At 64.2% G+C, this 15,401-nt stretch carries 19 protein-coding genes and 1 riboswitch; of the genes, 1 reads left to right on the forward strand and 18 read right to left on the reverse strand.

Annotated elements, in window-relative coordinates; translation table 11 throughout:
- Positions 1–5 precede the first annotated feature (5 nt).
- From trpC to hisI, 5 genes are all read right to left on the reverse strand, one after another.
- A complete protein-coding gene (gene trpC, locus ACIPY2_RS06680; RefSeq protein WP_400265574.1) occupies positions 6–824 on the reverse strand; it encodes an indole-3-glycerol phosphate synthase TrpC in 819 nt (272 codons plus the stop codon).
- 2 nt (positions 825–826) lie between these two features.
- Positions 827–1,099 carry an HGxxPAAW family protein gene (locus ACIPY2_RS06685; RefSeq protein ID WP_400265575.1) on the reverse strand — a complete coding sequence of 91 codons (273 nt, stop codon included), beginning with the start codon at positions 1,097–1,099 and terminating at the stop codon, positions 827–829.
- Between the two features lie 128 nt (positions 1,100–1,227).
- Positions 1,228–1,833: a Trp biosynthesis-associated membrane protein gene (locus ACIPY2_RS06690; RefSeq protein ID WP_400265576.1), complete on the reverse strand. Its 606-nt coding sequence runs from the start codon at positions 1,831–1,833 to the stop codon at positions 1,228–1,230.
- On the reverse strand, positions 1,830–3,413 hold the full coding sequence (locus ACIPY2_RS06695; RefSeq protein WP_400265577.1) for an anthranilate synthase component I: 1,584 nt from the start codon (positions 3,411–3,413) through the stop codon (positions 1,830–1,832). The genes ACIPY2_RS06690 and ACIPY2_RS06695 overlap by 4 nt, the downstream gene beginning before the upstream one ends.
- 54 nt (positions 3,414–3,467) lie before the next feature.
- Positions 3,468–3,884 carry a phosphoribosyl-AMP cyclohydrolase gene (hisI, locus tag ACIPY2_RS06700; RefSeq protein WP_400265578.1) on the reverse strand — a complete coding sequence of 139 codons (417 nt, stop codon included), beginning with the start codon at positions 3,882–3,884 and terminating at the stop codon, positions 3,468–3,470.
- Between the two features lie 89 nt (positions 3,885–3,973).
- Here hisI and ACIPY2_RS06705 point away from each other — a divergent pair, with 89 nt between their 5' ends.
- Positions 3,974–4,618, forward strand: coding sequence for a TIGR03085 family metal-binding protein (locus ACIPY2_RS06705; RefSeq protein WP_400265579.1), 645 nt, complete (start codon positions 3,974–3,976; stop codon positions 4,616–4,618).
- A 77-nt stretch (positions 4,619–4,695) separates the two neighbouring features.
- Here ACIPY2_RS06705 and hisF read toward each other — a convergent pair whose 3' ends face one another.
- The 13 genes from hisF to def form a co-directional block, all read right to left on the reverse strand.
- The gene (hisF, locus tag ACIPY2_RS06710) at positions 4,696–5,472 is read right to left on the reverse strand and encodes an imidazole glycerol phosphate synthase subunit HisF (protein WP_400265580.1); all 777 of its coding nucleotides are present in this window, start codon (positions 5,470–5,472) and stop codon (positions 4,696–4,698) included.
- Positions 5,473–5,514: 42 nt separating this feature from the next.
- Positions 5,515–6,375, reverse strand: a complete 861-nt coding sequence (hisG, locus tag ACIPY2_RS06715; protein ID WP_400265756.1) for an ATP phosphoribosyltransferase — start codon at positions 6,373–6,375, stop codon at positions 5,515–5,517.
- 114 nt (positions 6,376–6,489) lie between these two features.
- The gene (locus ACIPY2_RS06720; protein ID WP_018778638.1) at positions 6,490–6,753 is read right to left on the reverse strand and encodes a phosphoribosyl-ATP diphosphatase; all 264 of its coding nucleotides are present in this window, start codon (positions 6,751–6,753) and stop codon (positions 6,490–6,492) included.
- Between the two features lie 107 nt (positions 6,754–6,860).
- Complete coding sequence (gene ribH, locus ACIPY2_RS06725; RefSeq protein ID WP_400265581.1) at positions 6,861–7,346, reverse strand: 6,7-dimethyl-8-ribityllumazine synthase; 486 nt, start codon at positions 7,344–7,346, stop codon at positions 6,861–6,863.
- 18 nt (positions 7,347–7,364) lie between these two features.
- Positions 7,365–8,069, reverse strand: a complete 705-nt coding sequence (ribA, locus tag ACIPY2_RS06730) for a GTP cyclohydrolase II (RefSeq protein ID WP_400265582.1) — start codon at positions 8,067–8,069, stop codon at positions 7,365–7,367.
- A complete protein-coding gene (gene ribB, locus ACIPY2_RS06735) occupies positions 8,066–8,776 on the reverse strand; it encodes a 3,4-dihydroxy-2-butanone-4-phosphate synthase (protein WP_400265583.1) in 711 nt (236 codons plus the stop codon). The genes ribA and ribB overlap by 4 nt, the downstream gene beginning before the upstream one ends.
- A complete protein-coding gene (locus ACIPY2_RS06740; protein ID WP_400265584.1) occupies positions 8,773–9,444 on the reverse strand; it encodes a riboflavin synthase in 672 nt (223 codons plus the stop codon). Before ACIPY2_RS06740 ends, ribB begins: the two co-directional genes overlap by 4 nt.
- Positions 9,444–10,520: a bifunctional diaminohydroxyphosphoribosylaminopyrimidine deaminase/5-amino-6-(5-phosphoribosylamino)uracil reductase RibD gene (gene ribD / locus ACIPY2_RS06745; RefSeq protein WP_400265757.1), complete on the reverse strand. Its 1,077-nt coding sequence runs from the start codon at positions 10,518–10,520 to the stop codon at positions 9,444–9,446. Before ribD ends, ACIPY2_RS06740 begins: the two co-directional genes overlap by 1 nt.
- Positions 10,521–10,558: 38 nt before the next feature.
- Complete coding sequence (pnuC, locus tag ACIPY2_RS06750; RefSeq protein WP_400265585.1) at positions 10,559–11,251, reverse strand: nicotinamide riboside transporter PnuC; 693 nt, start codon at positions 11,249–11,251, stop codon at positions 10,559–10,561.
- Between the two features lie 85 nt (positions 11,252–11,336).
- A riboswitch (FMN riboswitch) is annotated at positions 11,337–11,492 on the reverse strand.
- A gap of 79 nt (positions 11,493–11,571) precedes the next feature.
- On the reverse strand, positions 11,572–12,246 hold the full coding sequence (gene rpe, locus ACIPY2_RS06755) for a ribulose-phosphate 3-epimerase (RefSeq protein WP_400265586.1): 675 nt from the start codon (positions 12,244–12,246) through the stop codon (positions 11,572–11,574).
- Between the two features lie 46 nt (positions 12,247–12,292).
- A complete protein-coding gene (locus ACIPY2_RS06760; RefSeq protein WP_400265587.1) occupies positions 12,293–13,834 on the reverse strand; it encodes an RsmB/NOP family class I SAM-dependent RNA methyltransferase in 1,542 nt (513 codons plus the stop codon).
- The gene (gene fmt, locus ACIPY2_RS06765) at positions 13,831–14,751 is read right to left on the reverse strand and encodes a methionyl-tRNA formyltransferase (RefSeq protein WP_400265588.1); all 921 of its coding nucleotides are present in this window, start codon (positions 14,749–14,751) and stop codon (positions 13,831–13,833) included. Before fmt ends, ACIPY2_RS06760 begins: the two co-directional genes overlap by 4 nt.
- The gene (gene def, locus ACIPY2_RS06770) at positions 14,748–15,320 is read right to left on the reverse strand and encodes a peptide deformylase (RefSeq protein WP_400265589.1); all 573 of its coding nucleotides are present in this window, start codon (positions 15,318–15,320) and stop codon (positions 14,748–14,750) included. The genes fmt and def overlap by 4 nt, the downstream gene beginning before the upstream one ends.
- Positions 15,321–15,401 lie beyond the last annotated feature (81 nt).

Consider the following 15,401-nt stretch of genomic DNA (forward strand, 5'->3'; position numbering starts at 1 on the left):
GGTGCTTAGTTCCTGACGGCGATGGCGGCAGCGCCTGCTGCCTTGAATTCAGTGATGCGTTCGCGCGGAGTCCGGTCGCTCACCAACGCCTCGCCCACCAGGATGGCGTTCGCGCCGCTGGCCGCGTAATGGGTAACGTCGTCGGCAGTACGGACGCCGGATTCGGCGACCACTACCGCCTCGGCCGGAATCAAACCGGCGAGCGACCCGAAAACCGAACGGTCGACGTCGAGCGTCTTGAGGTTCCGGACGTTCACTCCGATAATGCGGGCCTTCGCCGCCACGGCGCGTTCAATCTCCTGCTCCGTGTGGGTTTCCACCAGGACGTTCATCCCGAGTTCGTGGCTCAGGGCACTGTAGTCGGCAAGTTGGGCATCCGAGAGTGCAGCGACGATCAACAGGATCAGGTCCGCACCGTGGGCACGGGCTTCCCAGATCTGGTACTCGTCCACCGTGAAGTCCTTGCGAAGCAAGGGGATTTCGACGGCGGCGCGAACGGCATCGAGGTCCGGCAGCGAACCGCCGAACCGGCGCTGTTCGGTCAGCACGCTGATGACGGAAGCACCGCCGTCGGCGTACTGCACCGCCAGCGACGCCGGATCGGCAATCGGCGCGAGGTCGCCCTTGGAAGGGCTCCGGCGCTTGATTTCTGCGATGACTTTGAGCTCGTTGCGGACATCCGAGGGACCACCCAGGGCTGTCCAAGCGTCCAGTGCAGGGCTTACCGACGCAACTCGGTCCTTGAGCTCAACCGGCGAGACGAGGCGGCGCCGGGCGTCCATATCCTCCTTGACGCCGGCAATGATGTCATCAAGAACGGTCACGGTCAGTGGCCGTTGTTCTGCAGCTTGCTGCCACCCACTCCGTAGCCGGCCTTGCGCATGGCCCAGCCAACAATGAGGCCGATGACCATTACGACCAAACCACCAATGAAAATGGGGGTGCTGGCGATGACGAAAGCGATGGAGGAAATCAGGGCGCCAACGAGCATCACAATGACGCAGGTCCAGGCAGCCGGGCTGTTGCCGTGGCCAATGGCGTCAGCGTGGCTGGCCATCTTGGACTCTGCTTGGTTTGCGGACACGGTGGTTTTGCTCATGTGGAATCTCCTCAGGATGAATACTGCTTACATTCTGCCATTTATTGGCGCGACCCGGGACATCGCGCCACGTCACGGAAGGCGTGTGCTCTTTTGTTGCACTAGGCCTGCCAAACACCTGCCGCCCCCTAAGTGGGGTCTTCTCCGCGGGAAAGACTGTCCCAGCTGTCGATCTCGTCCACGGGACCTGCGCCGCGCTCCTTGCCGTTGCGGCCGGCGTCGTATTTGGTCCGCGTCTTCCAGTACCGCCCCGCGATGGGGAGCAGGACGCCGCACGCTGCAAGCAGGGCTCCGGCAACAACAGCCAGGACCGGGAAGACCGTGGTCGAAACAGCAGCCTGGCCGCCGGAGACGCCGGTGGCAGCTGCGATTGAACCTTGCGCTGCGCCCAGCGGATCTCCCAGGACCGTGGCTGCGGCGAGTATGGTCCCGGCAGCCGAGACGACGATGATGACGGCAATGATCCAGCGCGCTATTCGACCGGCGATGGACGCAGCCAGGCCACCTGCCAAGGCAACCAGGGCAAGGGCGGTCACCGCCGTCGCTGCCTTGTTGCCGGGGACATGGAGGTCGCTGTTGGAGACGGCGGTGGGGTCCAGCCGGACATCGATCCACGTTTGCGTGGTGGTGCCGAACAAAATGAACGCCAGCAGCACCATCGCCAGTACGAGCGTTGACTTCCTGGCCCACCGCGGTTGCCGTACCTCGGCTTTTGCCTGGGCTTTTGCGGTCATGGTGCCGGAGTCCCGCCCTCGGCCGTTCCCGCCTCAGCAACGGTGTCCGCCTTGAGGTTCTGCAGTGAACCGGCTGTGTGTACCGCGCGCAAGGGGGCAGCCGCCTTGTTGACAGTCTCCAAAGCCTCTGAAGGCTTATGCGAATCCGCCACGATGCCGCCGCCGGCCTGGACGTAGGCACGGCCTTCGCGCAGCAACGCGGAGCGGATGGCAATCGCCATGTCCATGTCGCCGGCAAAGTCGAGGTAGCCCACCACGCCGCCGTAGATGCCGCGGCGATGCGGTTCGAGTTCGTCCAACAAGCGAAGGGCGCGGGGCTTCGGTGCGCCGGAAAGCGTCCCTGCCGGGAACGTGGCCTTCAGGACGTCGTAGGCCTTTGCGTCGGGGGCCAATTCGCCCACGACGGTGGAGACAAGGTGCATGATGTGGCTGAAGCGCTCCACTTCCATGAACTGGGTGACATCCACCGTTCCAGCGACGCACACCTTGGAGAGGTCGTTCCGGGACAGGTCCACGAGCATGAGGTGTTCGGCCCGTTCCTTCTGGTCGGCCAGCAGCTCCGTGGCCAGCGCCTTGTCCGCCTCCACGGTCTTGCCCCGGGGGCGCGAGCCGGCGATCGGGTGCGTGATGACTTCGCCACCTGTGACGGTAACCAGGGCTTCCGGCGACGAGCCCACGATCGAGTACTCCCTGCCATCGGCATCGGCCAGGCTGAAGATGTACATGTACGGGCTCGGGTTCGTGTTGCGCAACACCCTGTACACATCCAGCGGATCCGCCGAGCATTCCATCTCGAAACGCCGGGAAATCACCACTTGGAACACTTCACCGTCCACGATCGCTTCCTTGCCGCGGTCGATGGCCTGAAGGTACTCGTTCTCGTCCCAGCGCTCCTGCACGCTGGAAGCGAAATCCAATGCCGCCGATTCCAGGACAGATACGGGCTGCGCCACGGGCGTGCGGATCTGCCCAAGGAGTGCGTTAACCCGTGCCACGGCGTCGTGCCAGGCCTCGTCAACGCGCTCGGAACTGTTGTCGAAGTTGATGGCGTTGGCGATGAGGAGGACGGTGCCGTCCACATTGTCGTGGACAGCCATGTCAGTGACCAGGTTCAGTGCCATCTCGGGAAGCTGGAGGTCGTCCTCGGGCGGCGTCGTCAGGCGTTCCCAGTGGCGCACGGCTTCCCAGCCGAGGAAGCCGACCAGGCCCGACGTAAAGGGCGGAAGGCCTTCAAAGCGGTCCGTCTGAAGGGCAGCTACGGTATCGCGGACTGCTTCCACGGGGTTCCCGCCAACCGGGACGCCCACCGGCGGTTCCCCGATCCAGTGGGCCTGGCCGTCCTTGGTGGTCAGCGTGGCGCGGGACTTGGCTCCAATAAAGGAATAGCGGGACCACGCTCCACCGACTGCCGCGGATTCCAGGAGGAACGTCCCGGGCTGGCCCTTGGCAAGCTTGCGGTAGAGCCCGATGGGCGTCTCGGCGTCGGCCAGGACTTTGAGTCGGACGGGGATGACACGGCTGTGGACGGCGAGTTCGCGGAACTCTTCCAGGCCCGGGCTGATGATTCCAAGGTCCTGCATGGCTATATTTCCGCCTTTGGTGTGAGGGGGTACGTCAGTGGAAGGGAGAGTGCCTCAGTCCCGGTGGCCCGTGACGACAGTGACGTCGCGCCCGTCGAAGCAGGTCCGGGTTCCGGTGTGGCAGGCAGCACCGACTTGGTCCACGCGGACCAGGAGGGCATCGCCGTCGCAGTCAAGGGCGAGCGACTTCACGAACTGCACGTGTCCGGAAGTGTCGCCCTTGCGCCAGTACTCCTGGCGGGAGCGCGAGTAGAACGTCACGCGTCCGGTGGTCATGGTGCGGCGGAGTGCCTCGTCATCCATCCAGCCGAGCATGAGTACCTCGTTGGTATCGTGCTGCTGGATGATGGCTGCTACCAGGCCGGCGGAATCGCGCTTGAGGGCGCTGGATATTTCCTGCGGCAGGACCGCTGAGGGGTCGCTGGATGGCTCCACGGCTGGAGTTGGGCTGGGGGCGGACTGCTCTGACATCAGATCAAGTCTAGTGCCTTCCGGGAGGCCTTGTTTCTGCGGCGGTTCCTCTGCGCAACAGAGGCCTGATCGTGCTAGTTTCACAAGTGATGCATTTCGTCGATCCTTCCCGAGAAGTACTGGCCGAAACTTTGCTGGCGGCCGGCCCTGACTCCCCCACGCTCTGCGAAGGGTGGCTTACGCGTGATCTTGCCGCGCATCTGTATCTGCGTGAACGCAAGGCTTCGGTGGGTATCGGCCTCCTGATTCCCCGGCTGGCCAAGGCATCGGACAAAGCAACGGCAAAGCTTGCGGCCAAGCTCAAGACCAGCGACGACTACGCCAAGCTCGTCAAGACTTTCAGGGCCGGCCCTCCGGCGCTGTCACCCATGAAGATCAAGGCCTTGGATGAGACTTCCAACCTGATCGAGTATTTCGTCCATACCGAAGACATTCGACGTGCCGGTGACCGCTGGGCGCCCCGCGCCCTCGACGAGGCCTACTCGGACGCCCTCTGGGACGATCTGATCAAACGCGCCGCCTTCCTTTACCGTGGCGTGGACCTCGGCATTGTCCTTGTCCGTCCCACCGGTCCCCGCCACGTCGCCAAACGGGCACCCGTATCCGTTGCCATAGTCGGCGAACCCGGCGAACTGATCATGCACGCCCACGGCCGGACCAACCAGGCGCTGGTCACCTTCGAAGGCCAGCCGGACGCCGTCGCCCTTTTGCAGTCCGCCGACATAGGCCTTTAAGCCACAACACGCAGGTCACGTATCGCCCATGGTCCCTGAGGGATGGGCGGTACGTGACCTGCGCGTTTTACGGGTACTCAGCGGACTTCGAAGCCCGCTTCGCGGATGGCGGTCTTGACCTGTGCGAGCATGTCGTCCGGTCCGAAGTGGAAAACGGACGCTGCCAACACGGCATCGGCTCCGGCTTCGATGGCCGGCGGGAAGTGCGCAGGCTCCCCTGCTCCCCCGGATGCGATGATCGGGATATTCACGGCCGCCCGCACCAGGCGGATCAGTTCCAGGTCGAAGCCGTCCTTGGTGCCGTCGGCATCGATCGAGTTCAGCAGGATTTCTCCTACACCTCGGTCCGCGGCCTCCTTGGCCCAGGCGATGGCATCGATTCCGGTGCCCTTGCGGCCTCCGTGCGTGGTCACTTCGAAGCCCGACGACGTCGGCGCGTCACCTTCACGGATCCGGCGCGCGTCCACGGACAGGACCAGGACCTGGGAACCAAAGTGCCGGGTGATCTCGTCGATGACCTCCGGGCGTGCCACTGCAGCGGTGTTGATGGAAGCCTTGTCCGCTCCGAAGCGGAGCAGCTTGTCCACCTCTGCCACACCACGGACCCCGCCACCGACGGTGAGCGGGATGAAGACTTCCTCCGCGGTCCTGCGGACCACGTCGAAGGTGGTTTCCCGGTTGCCTGAGGACGCGGTGACATCCAGGAACGTCAACTCGTCTGCACCGCCGTTGTCGTAGCGGTGTGCCAGCTCCACCGGATCACCGGCGTCGCGGAGGCCTTCGAAGTTGACGCCCTTGACCACACGGCCGGCATCAACGTCCAGGCAGGGAATGACGCGTACGGCTACTGCCATGTGCTTGCTCCTAGGAATTCTGCTCTGCGTAACGGAACCGGATCAGATACGGCAGGCGTGGATGCTGCTGACCAGGATGGCACGGGCGCCGAGGTCATAAAGCTCATCCATGATGCGGTTTGTTTCCTTCTTGGGAACCATGGAACGCACGGCCACCCATTCCGAGTCACGCAGCGGCGAAACAGTCGGCGATTCGAGCCCCGGGGTCAACGCAGCAGCATCTTCCACGAGGTCCTTGCGGATGTCGTAGTCCATGAGCACGTACTGGCGCGCAACAAGGACGCCCTGGAGGCGGCGGATAAGGACGTCGATCTCCTTGGCCGTGCCGTTCGCGGCGCCACCGGGCCCGGTCCGGCGGATCAGGACGGCCTCGGAGCGGAGGATTGGATCGCCGAAGATTTCCATGCCTGCGGCTTTGAGCGTGTTGCCGGTTTCCACGACGTCCGCGATGGCGTCCGCCACACCGAGCCGCACGGAGGATTCCACAGCACCGTCGAGGCGGACCACCTTGGCGTTGACGCCGCGCTCGGCAAGGTAGTCGCGCAGGAGGCCGTCGTAACTGGTGGCCAACCGCTTGCCTTCGAGCTGTTCGACGCCGGAAAAGTCACCGACGGGCCCGGCGAAGCGGAACGTGGAGGCTGCGAAACCCAGGGGCAGGAGCTCTTCGGCTTCCACCTGGGCATCGAGCAGGAGGTCGCGGCCGGTGATGCCGACATCCAACGTGCCTTGGCCCACGTAGACCGCGATGTCGCGGGGACGCAGGAAGAAGAACTCAATATCGTTGTCCGGATCAACCATGACCAGTTCGCGGCTGTCCCGGCGCTGGCGGTAGCCGGCCTCGGACAACATGGCGGAGGCGGCTTCGGAAAGGGATCCCTTGTTCGGGACTGCTACACGGAGCATTGGAGAGGCTTTCTGTTTGGAGTGGAGGTTTTCAGGCACATCGGCCACGCGTAAAGCTCCTGGCCCCGTTCCCGCGGATTCGCGCGGTGGAACGGGTCAACCGGAGTGGCGTGGCTAGAGATGCTTGTAAACGTCCTCCAGGCTGAGGCCCTTGGCAAGCATGAGGACCTGCAGGTGGTAGAGCAACTGGGAGATTTCCTCGGCGGCGGCTTCATCGGATTCATACTCCGCGGCCATCCATACTTCCGCGGCTTCCTCAACGACCTTCTTGCCGATGCCGTGGATTCCGGAGTCCAGTTCAGCCACCGTGCGCGAACCTGCCGGGCGGGTCGCTGCTTTCTCACTCAGTTCTGCGAACAGCGTCTCGAAATTCTTCACGCCCTCCAGACTACTTGCTTCGCAGCCGGCCCCGCTTGTCGGGGCGTTGCATGACGGAGGGGATGTGAGTGAAGACACACATCCCCTCCGTCGGTGCGCAGTCCGGATCAGCTGTACTGCTTGAGCGTTACCGCTGTAGCCAGGGCTGCCGTTACGGCTTCATGGCCCTTGTCTTCCTTGGACCCCGGAAGCCCGGCCCGGTCCAGGCCCTGCTGCTCGGTGTCGCAGGTGAGCACGCCGAAGCCCACCGGAACGCCGGTGCGGACACTGACATCGGTGAGGCCCGACGTCGCGGCTTGGCAGACGTAGTCGAAGTGCGGCGTCCCGCCGCGGATTACGACGCCGAGGGCCACCACGGCGTCGAAGTGCGGTGCCAGCCTGGCTGCTGCCACGGGGAGCTCGAAGCTGCCTGGTACCCGCAGCAGGGTGGGCTCTGCGATGCCGGCTTCCTTGGCAGCCCGCAACGCGCCGTCAACCAGGCCATCCATGATCTGGGTGTGCCAACTCGCCGCCACGATGGCCAGCTTCAGCTGTGAAGTTTCCTCGGGGTCGAGGGTAGTGAGGTCAATGGTGGGGGCGCCGTGTCCGCTCATTGTGTGTTGGTGATCCGTTCAGTCTTGGGTGGTGTCGAAAGTGTGGGGTACCGGCGCCTTGCCGTTGCCGGCCGGCTCGGTTTGGAGCGTCAGGAGGTGATCCATCCGGTCCTTCTTGGTCTGCAGGTACCGCAGGTTCTGCTCGCGTGAGGGCACCTCGGTGGGAACCATTTCCACCACCGTGACGCCCGCCTGCGCCAGGCGGTTCTGCTTGTCCGGGTTGTTGCTCAGCAGCCGTACCTCGTGAAGGCCCATTTCAGCCAGGATCTGCGCGGCCGCGTTGTAGGAGCGCGCATCAACCGGCAAGCCGAGTTGCTCGTTGGCTTCCACGGTGTCGAAGCCGGCTTCCTGCAGGGCATAGGCCTTGATCTTGTTGGCCAGGCCGATGCCGCGTCCTTCCTGGCCACGCAGGTAAAGCAGGGTGCCGCCTTCCGCGTGGATCTTTTCCAAGGCAAAGGCCAACTGTTCTCCGCAGTCGCAGCGGTATGACCCGAAAACGTCACCCGTGAGGCATTCCGAGTGCAGGCGCACCAAGGGTGCCCTGCCGCCCTTGGCCGGGATGGGTGAGCTCACTGCGAGGTGCTCCACTCCGGTCTCATGGTCAGTCCAGGCCTGGGCCACGAAGTCTCCGAAAGCTGTTGGCAATTGCACAATGGGACCACCCGATACAGGGTGGGGGGTGCGCTCCGAATCACTGCTCCGTTGCGTCGTGGATGCCGTCATCGCTTCTCCTCGTCTGCCACTGAAACGCGTACGTTGGGATTCTGTGCCTGCCGGGACTCTACCGCCTCCACGTAGGCCACCAGATCCTCAATGGAGATGAGGGGGCATCCGTGTTCGGCGGCGAACCCGCGCAGGCTGTCCAAGCGCATCATTTCACCGTCGTCATGTACCAACTCTGCGATCACACCCACCGGAGCCAGCCCGGCAAGGCGACACAAGTCCACGGCTGCTTCCGTGTGTCCCGGACGTTCACGCACTCCTCCCTTAACCGCACGCAACGGGAAAATATGCCCAGGCCGCGTGATTGCGGTCGGAGTGCTGCCCGGATCGGCGAGGATCCGCGCCGTCAATGCGCGGTCCGTAGCCGAGATGCCTGTGCTGACTCCGTGGGCCGCGTCGCATGAAACAGTATAAGCAGTACCCTTAGCATCTTCGTTGATTTCAACCATGGGAGGCAAAGCAAGCGCGTCGGCGCGGTCCGCTTCCAAAGGAACACAGATTACGCCGGACGAATAGCGGATGGTCCACCCCATCAAGGCCGGGGTGGCGTGCTGGGCGGCGAAAATGATATCGCCCTCGTTCTCGCGGTCTTCGTTGTCCACCACGATCACAGCCTTGCCGGCTGCCATGGCTTCGATGGCAGCCTGCACAGGGTCAAGGCCCTGCCTGGGGATGCTTACGGGATTTGCTTCAGTTGGCGTGCTCATCGGGCATCCTCCTTCGGTGCAACGGATTCCTCGCCGGCACGGTGGGCCGGGTTCCCTTGCGGGGCGAAGGACAGCAGGCGCTCGGTGTACTTGGCCAGCACATCCACTTCCAGATTCACCTTCGCGGCCAAGGGCTTGGCGCCGAGACCCGTTTCTTCGAGCGTTGTGGGGATCAAGCCGACTTCGAACCAGGGTTCGGTGGCAGAGGCCGCGCTGACGGCAGTGACAGTCAGGGAAACACCGTCGACGGCGATCGACCCCTTCTCGGCAATGTACCGGGCCAGCGGGGCCGGCACGCCGAACCTGAGCCGATCCCAATTACCCTGTGCCTCGCGCTCCAGCAATTCGCCCACGCCGTCCACGTGCCCCTGGACAACATGGCCGTCCAGGCGCCCGCCAGCAGGCACGCAGCGTTCAAGGTTCACGGTATCGCCTGGCGTCAACTGCCCAATGGTCGTCCGTACCAGGGTCTCCCCCATGACATCGACGCTGAATTCCTGTCCGTCAATGCGGGTAGCCGTCAGGCAAACGCCGTTGACCGCAATCGAACCCCCAAGGGGCAGCCCTTCGGCAGTCGTAGGCGCCTTGAGCCGCAGCGTGGCGCTTGTATCGCCGTCGTGTTCAATACCCAGGACGGTGCCCTGCTCAGCAACGATTCCGGTAAACATCAGTGTCCTCCTGAGACGTATTCCGCAGCTTCTGCGCCGGGAAGGAAGTTTTTGTAGGTGGGGGTTGCGGGACGGGTGGGCCTGAGGTGCAGCCGAAGGTCATTGCCGAGGGCCCGGACTGCCCCGCCACCGGCTTCGTCCCACTCCCAGTGCTGCGCCTCGGCCAAGGTGGTGATGCCGAGGTCGTGCAAGGCGGCCGTACCTGAGCCCAGCAGGGTAGGCGCCAAATAGACAATCAGTTCGTCAACCAGCCCCGCGGCCAGGAAGGTGCTGAGAATACTGGAACCGCCTTCCACCATGACGTGCCTGACACCCTGGTCGAAAAGCAGGGACAATGCCTCTGCAGGATCCCTGGTGGGCAGATGCCGGAACCTTCCGTCCGTGCCGCGCACAGCAGCGTCAGCGGGAACGTCACGCAAACCCATGACCGCCCTGAGAGGCTGGCGGCTGGAAAGGCCACCCTCAGCATCCCTTGCAGTCAGCCGGGGATTGTCGATCAGCACGGTCCCTGTTCCCACCAGGATGGCGTCGATAAGTCCTCGCAGGCCGTGGTTGTCGGCCAGGGATTCCGGGCTCGAAATCCACTGGCTGGTACCGTCAACAGCGGCAATGCGACTGTCCAGCGTCTGCGCTATGTGCAGGGTGACGAACGGTCGCTTGGCGGCAACGGCGTCGAACCATTCCCGGTTGAGGCCGAGCGCCTCACGGCCGGCGAGTCCCGAACGGACGTCGACCCCGGCCGCGCGCAGGGTGCGTGCACCGCCGGCGGCGGGATCGTGCGGATCGTCCACGGCATAGATCACCCTGGTTATTCCGGCAGCAATGATCGCTTGGGCACATGGTCCGGTCCGGCCCACGTGGTTGCAGGGCTCAAGGGTCACCACCATGGTGGTCCCGGCCAGCTCCACACCGCTTTTTCGCGCTTCGCGAATGGCATCCGCCTCGGCATGCGCCGTTCCGGCGCCTCGGTGATACCCGACGGCGAGTTGCTCGCCTTGGGGGCTCAGGATGACCGCTCCCACCAGGGGGTTCGCACCGCGTGGTCCCGCGAGGGCGGCGGCCAACGCCGTCTCCATGGCCGCCGCTTCCTGTGGGGCGAATTCGTTTGTGCTGCTCACGGGGCGGCTCCCACGGTGGCCGGAACAACCGGCGCCTGGCGATGTTCACGCCGGTCCGCCCGCCACCACACGAAGAATCCGGCGAGGGTGAAGAAACCGTAGAAGAGGTACATGACAGCGCTGGCGTAGTAGCCGGCGCTGAAGAGCAGCGGGACACCCACCACGTCCACGGCAACCCAGATGAGCCAGAACTCCGTCCAGCCACGGGCCATGCCGTACGTGGCCAGGAGCGAACCCATGAAGGTCCAGGCATCCGCCCACACCGGAGGGTAGGAGCCGAGCGAATCAAAGACGGGTGTCAAAGCGGCAGTGCCTGCCACCATCGCGGCGACCAAGGCAATGCGGACTTTGGCGCTTGCCCAGCCAGGCACGATTGCCCGCCCTTGGATTCCTTCGCTTTGGGCCTGCCGCCAGCGGTACCAGCCGTAGACGGCAACAGCAATGAACATTATCTGCCGCGCCGCCTGGCCCCAGAGGGTAGCCGGCGCAGCGGCACCGAAAACATTTCCGAGGAAAACGGTGAGGAGCAGGAGGTTGCCGAGGATGCCAACAGGCCATGCCCAGACTTTGCGGCGCATTCCGCCGAGGGCGCTGGCGAGCCCGAAGATGTTACCAAGCACTTCGCGTAGAACAAGCGCAGACCCTCCAACGGGAATCTGTGCTTCGAAGAGCCATCGCAGAAAATCCATGCCGTTCCTTCCCAGTCAGCCGCGATGGCTCCGGGGGTGTACGACAATGACCACCACGCGCGCTGCTGGCGCACACGGCATCACTGAACGTGCTTCTCCCATCCAGACTTTAACTGTCGGTACCGGAATTCCACCGGTTCAACCGTCTGCCTCCGGGATCCAAAATTCTTGGACACCGTCAGCTCGCGGGTCGCGGACTATGACCGCCGGTTCGGACTTACACCGACCCCGGAGCACGTATGTGTGTTTTGCTATTCTGCCACAACCTTTACGAGGCCCTGCCTATTCCCGGCGAACTTCGTAACATGCGGCGCGGATGCTCACGCGACCGCTTTGGCGGCGTTCGATCCGGCGGCACGGAGCCTATCGATCGCTGCGGCGGGATCCTCGTGGCCGTAAACAGCTGATCCGGCAACAAAGACGTTGGCCCCTGCTTCGGCGGCACGCACGATGGTCTCTTCGGTGATGCCGCCATCCACCTGGATAGCCACTCCGATTCCTGATCCATCCACGGCAGCACGCGCCCGGCGGATCTTGGGCAACGTGAAGTCCAGGAACGCCTGCCCCCCGAATCCCGGTTCCACAGTCATGATGAGCAGCATGTCCAGTTCGCCCAGCATGTCCAGGTACGGCTCCACGGGAGTCGCCGGCCTAAGGGCCATTCCCGCTTTCGAGCCACGTGCCCGGAGTTCCCGGGCCAGTTTCACCGGGGCAATGGCGGCCTCCGCGTGGAAAGTGACCGATGCTAACCCGGCGTCCGCGTAGGCAGGCGCCCACCGGTCGGCGTCGGAGATCATCAGGTGCGCGTCCAGGGGAACCGGGCTGACTGCCTGGATTCGCTGCACCACCGGCAAGCCGAGCGTCAGGTTCGGCACAAAGTGGTTGTCCATGACGTCCACGTGCACGGCGTCGGCGTTGCTGATCCGATTAAGCTCCGACTCGAGGTTGACGAAGTCCGCGGACAGGATGCTGGGGTTGATGCAACACTGAGACAAGCTGGTCCCCTTAGGTCGGTAGTGAAGGAATACGGGTTGAGGCCTCTTACGGCTTCTTCCGGATGAGCGCAAGGAACATGGCGTCCGTTTGGTGCACGTGCGGCCACAACTGTGCCGTCAGCTCATGTCCGGCGTTGAGGTTGCCGGTGAGGCTGACAGCATCGAGGGCCTTGCCGGCGTCGAGCAACTCAAGGTCGTCACGCTTTGCCACGACGTCCTCGACGACGGCGGTGGTTTCGGCGGGATGCGGCGAACACGTAACGTAGCCCACCACGCCCCCTGGCTTGACAGCATCAATGGCGGACTTCAGGAGCTCACGCTGCAGCGGCCCAAGGTCCGCAACGTCCTTGGGGGCACGGCGCCAGCGGGACTCGGGTCGCCTGCGGAGGGCACCGAGGCCACTGCAGGGCACGTCCACCAGAACACGGTCGAAGGACTCCGGCTCTTCTGTCCCCACTTCCCTGCCGTCACCCGTCCGAACAGTCCAGGAATCATCCGGCACTGCGGAGAGCGCCTGCTGCACGAGCTTGGCCCTGTGCGGGGCAGGCTCATTTGCCAGGAGTTTGGCGCCGTCGCGATGTGCCAAGGCAGCGAGCAGGGCTGCCTTGCCACCAGGGCCGGCGCAGAGGTCCAGCCAACGTTCGCCTCCCCCGGAAGAAGACGGCAGCGGCACTCCGGCCACGGCCCGGGCTACCAGCTGGGACCCGACGTCCTGGACGCGCGTGGTGCCCTTCCGCACTGATTCGAGGCGCCCGAGATCACCACCGGCGGACAGGGCGGAACCCTCAACCAATTCCCCCGGGGTGGCGCCCTGCTCAAGTGCTTCAGCCAGGTCGCCGAGACCCGGCAAGGCCACCAGGTTAACCACCGGGGCAGCGTTGTCAGCTTCGAGCAGTGCATCAATTTCCGAGGCGGGCCGCCCATGGTTCACCAGGGACTGGCGCAGCGCCCTGACAATCCAGTCCGGGTGGGCATGCCGGAGCGCCGCGATTCTGGTGGCGTCCGTTTCCTCCGCGAGGAGCAGGCCCAGCCATTCGTCCATGCTGTGGGCGGTAACCTTGCGAAGCACCGCGTTGATGAGTGCGGACGGTCCCGCACCGATCACGGCGCGTGCGAGGCCGACCGTTTGGTCCAGGGCTGCGTGTGCAGGAACGCGCATGGACAACAACTGGTGCGCCCCGATCCGCAGGGCGTCGAGGACAGCGGGATCGAGCTTCGCCAGGGGGCGGTCAACGCAGCGGGCAAGGATGGCGTCATAGGTTCCTTGCCCCCGCAATGCTCCGTAACTCAGCTCCGTGGCAAAACCAGCATCCCGCCGGTCGAGGCGGTGTTCGCGGATACGGGCGGGGAGTACAAGATTCGCGTAGGCGTCTTCGGAGGCGACGGCGCGCAGGACCTCGAAGGCCACCAGGCGGGCAGGATCGGCGCGCCTGGTCCGCTGCGACGGTGCACTGGCAGAGAAGCCCCTCTGGGGTCCCCTGTTCCTTTCGCGGCCTTGTGCATTGCGCCTGCTTGCATCCCGGTTGCTGCGGCCGCCGCCCTGGCTTTCGGTGCCGTTGTTGGGGCCGCGCCGGCCTGACTCGCTCATTCGAAGACCACTTTCCCGGGTTCTGCCAAGCCGCGGGCCCAGTCAGCCGGCGACATCATTTTCTTGCCTGCGGGCTGGATCCGCCCCAGTTGCACCGCATGCGAGCCTGTACCAACCAGGACGGCCTTTCCTGCAGTGCGGACCGCTCCCGGAGCCAAATCCGTGACGTCCGAACGCAGCGATACGGGTTCCAGTTTGATCCTTTGGCCTTCAAACGTGGTCCAAGCGCCAGGCTCTGGCGTGACGCCCCTGGAGCGTCGATGCAAGGCCAAGGCCGGCTGCAGCCAATCCAACCTGCCGTCCTCCAGCGTCAGCTTCGGCGCCAACGTAACCTCGCCGGCTTGGGGCCGGGGAACTGCCTGGCCGGCGTCGATGGCGGACAGCGTCTGGCACAGCAGCACTGCGCCACTGACCGACAGGCGTTCCAACAGGTCCCCCGCCGTGTCCTCGTCGCGCACGGTTTCAGTGAGGGTCCCGAAGACGGGGCCGGTATCCAGCCCTTCTTCCAACTGGAAAGTCACCGCTCCCGTGACGTCGTCACCGGCTATGAGCGAGCGCTGCACTGGCGCGGCTCCCCGCCAGGCGGGCAGCAGTGAGAAATGCAGGTTGATCCAGCCATGCTTTGGTACTTCAAGGGCCGCAGGCGGAACGATCCCGCCATAGGCCACGATTGCGGCCACATCAGGAGCGAAGCCTGCAATCTTTGCCGTGGTTTCTGCATCCACCTTTGCGGCACGGATGACGTCAATACCCAATTCTTCAGCACGCGCAGCCACAGGCGACGGCGTCATGATCCGCTTGCGTCCGAGCGGCGCGTCAGGCCTGGTCAGCACCGCCACTACATCGAAGCCCGCCTTGACCAGTGCATCCAGAGAAGGCACGGCAACGGCCGGCGTGCCGGCAAAAAGAACCCTCACTCGGGAATCCCGAAGCTGCCGCCGCCAAAGCTTGAACCTACCGAAGAGGCCCGTTTGGCAGTGGTTTTCTCAGTCACGGCGTGGTAGTTGGCGTTCCGGATGGCACGCAGGGCAGCCTTCCGGTCTTCGCCTTCAAGCCGGTCCGTATAAAGGATGCCGTCAAGGTGATCCGTTTCGTGTTGGAAACAACGCGCAAGCATGCCTTCGGCCTCAACGGAAACCGGGTTGCCATGCAGGTCCACTCCCGTAGCCTTGGTAGCCCGGTAACGCCGGACCGGGAACCCAAGGCCTGGAATGGACAAGCACCCTTCCACCTCATCGGGCTGGTAATCGTCGCTGTTTTCGAGCACCGGATTGATGATGTGACCTTCCACTCCCCCAATACGGTATGTGAAAAGGCGCTGGCTGACGCCGATCTGGGGGGCAGCGAGCCCTGCGCCCTCCACGTCCTCCATGGTGTCCATCATGTCTGCGACCAACTTGGCGAGCTCCGGACCGAATTCGGTCACGGGATCCGCAACGGTGCGCAGCACCGGATCCCCAATAATTCGGATACTCAAAATTGCCATCGGTTGTCAGTCCTCACGATCGTCTGCCATGGTCCGGCTGTTACGGAGCCTAAGCCAGTTTAGTGGAGAGGAGTGGACCGG

It is taken from the genome of Paenarthrobacter sp. NPDC089675 (assembly GCF_044749185.1).
Taxonomy (GTDB): domain Bacteria; phylum Actinomycetota; class Actinomycetes; order Actinomycetales; family Micrococcaceae; genus Arthrobacter.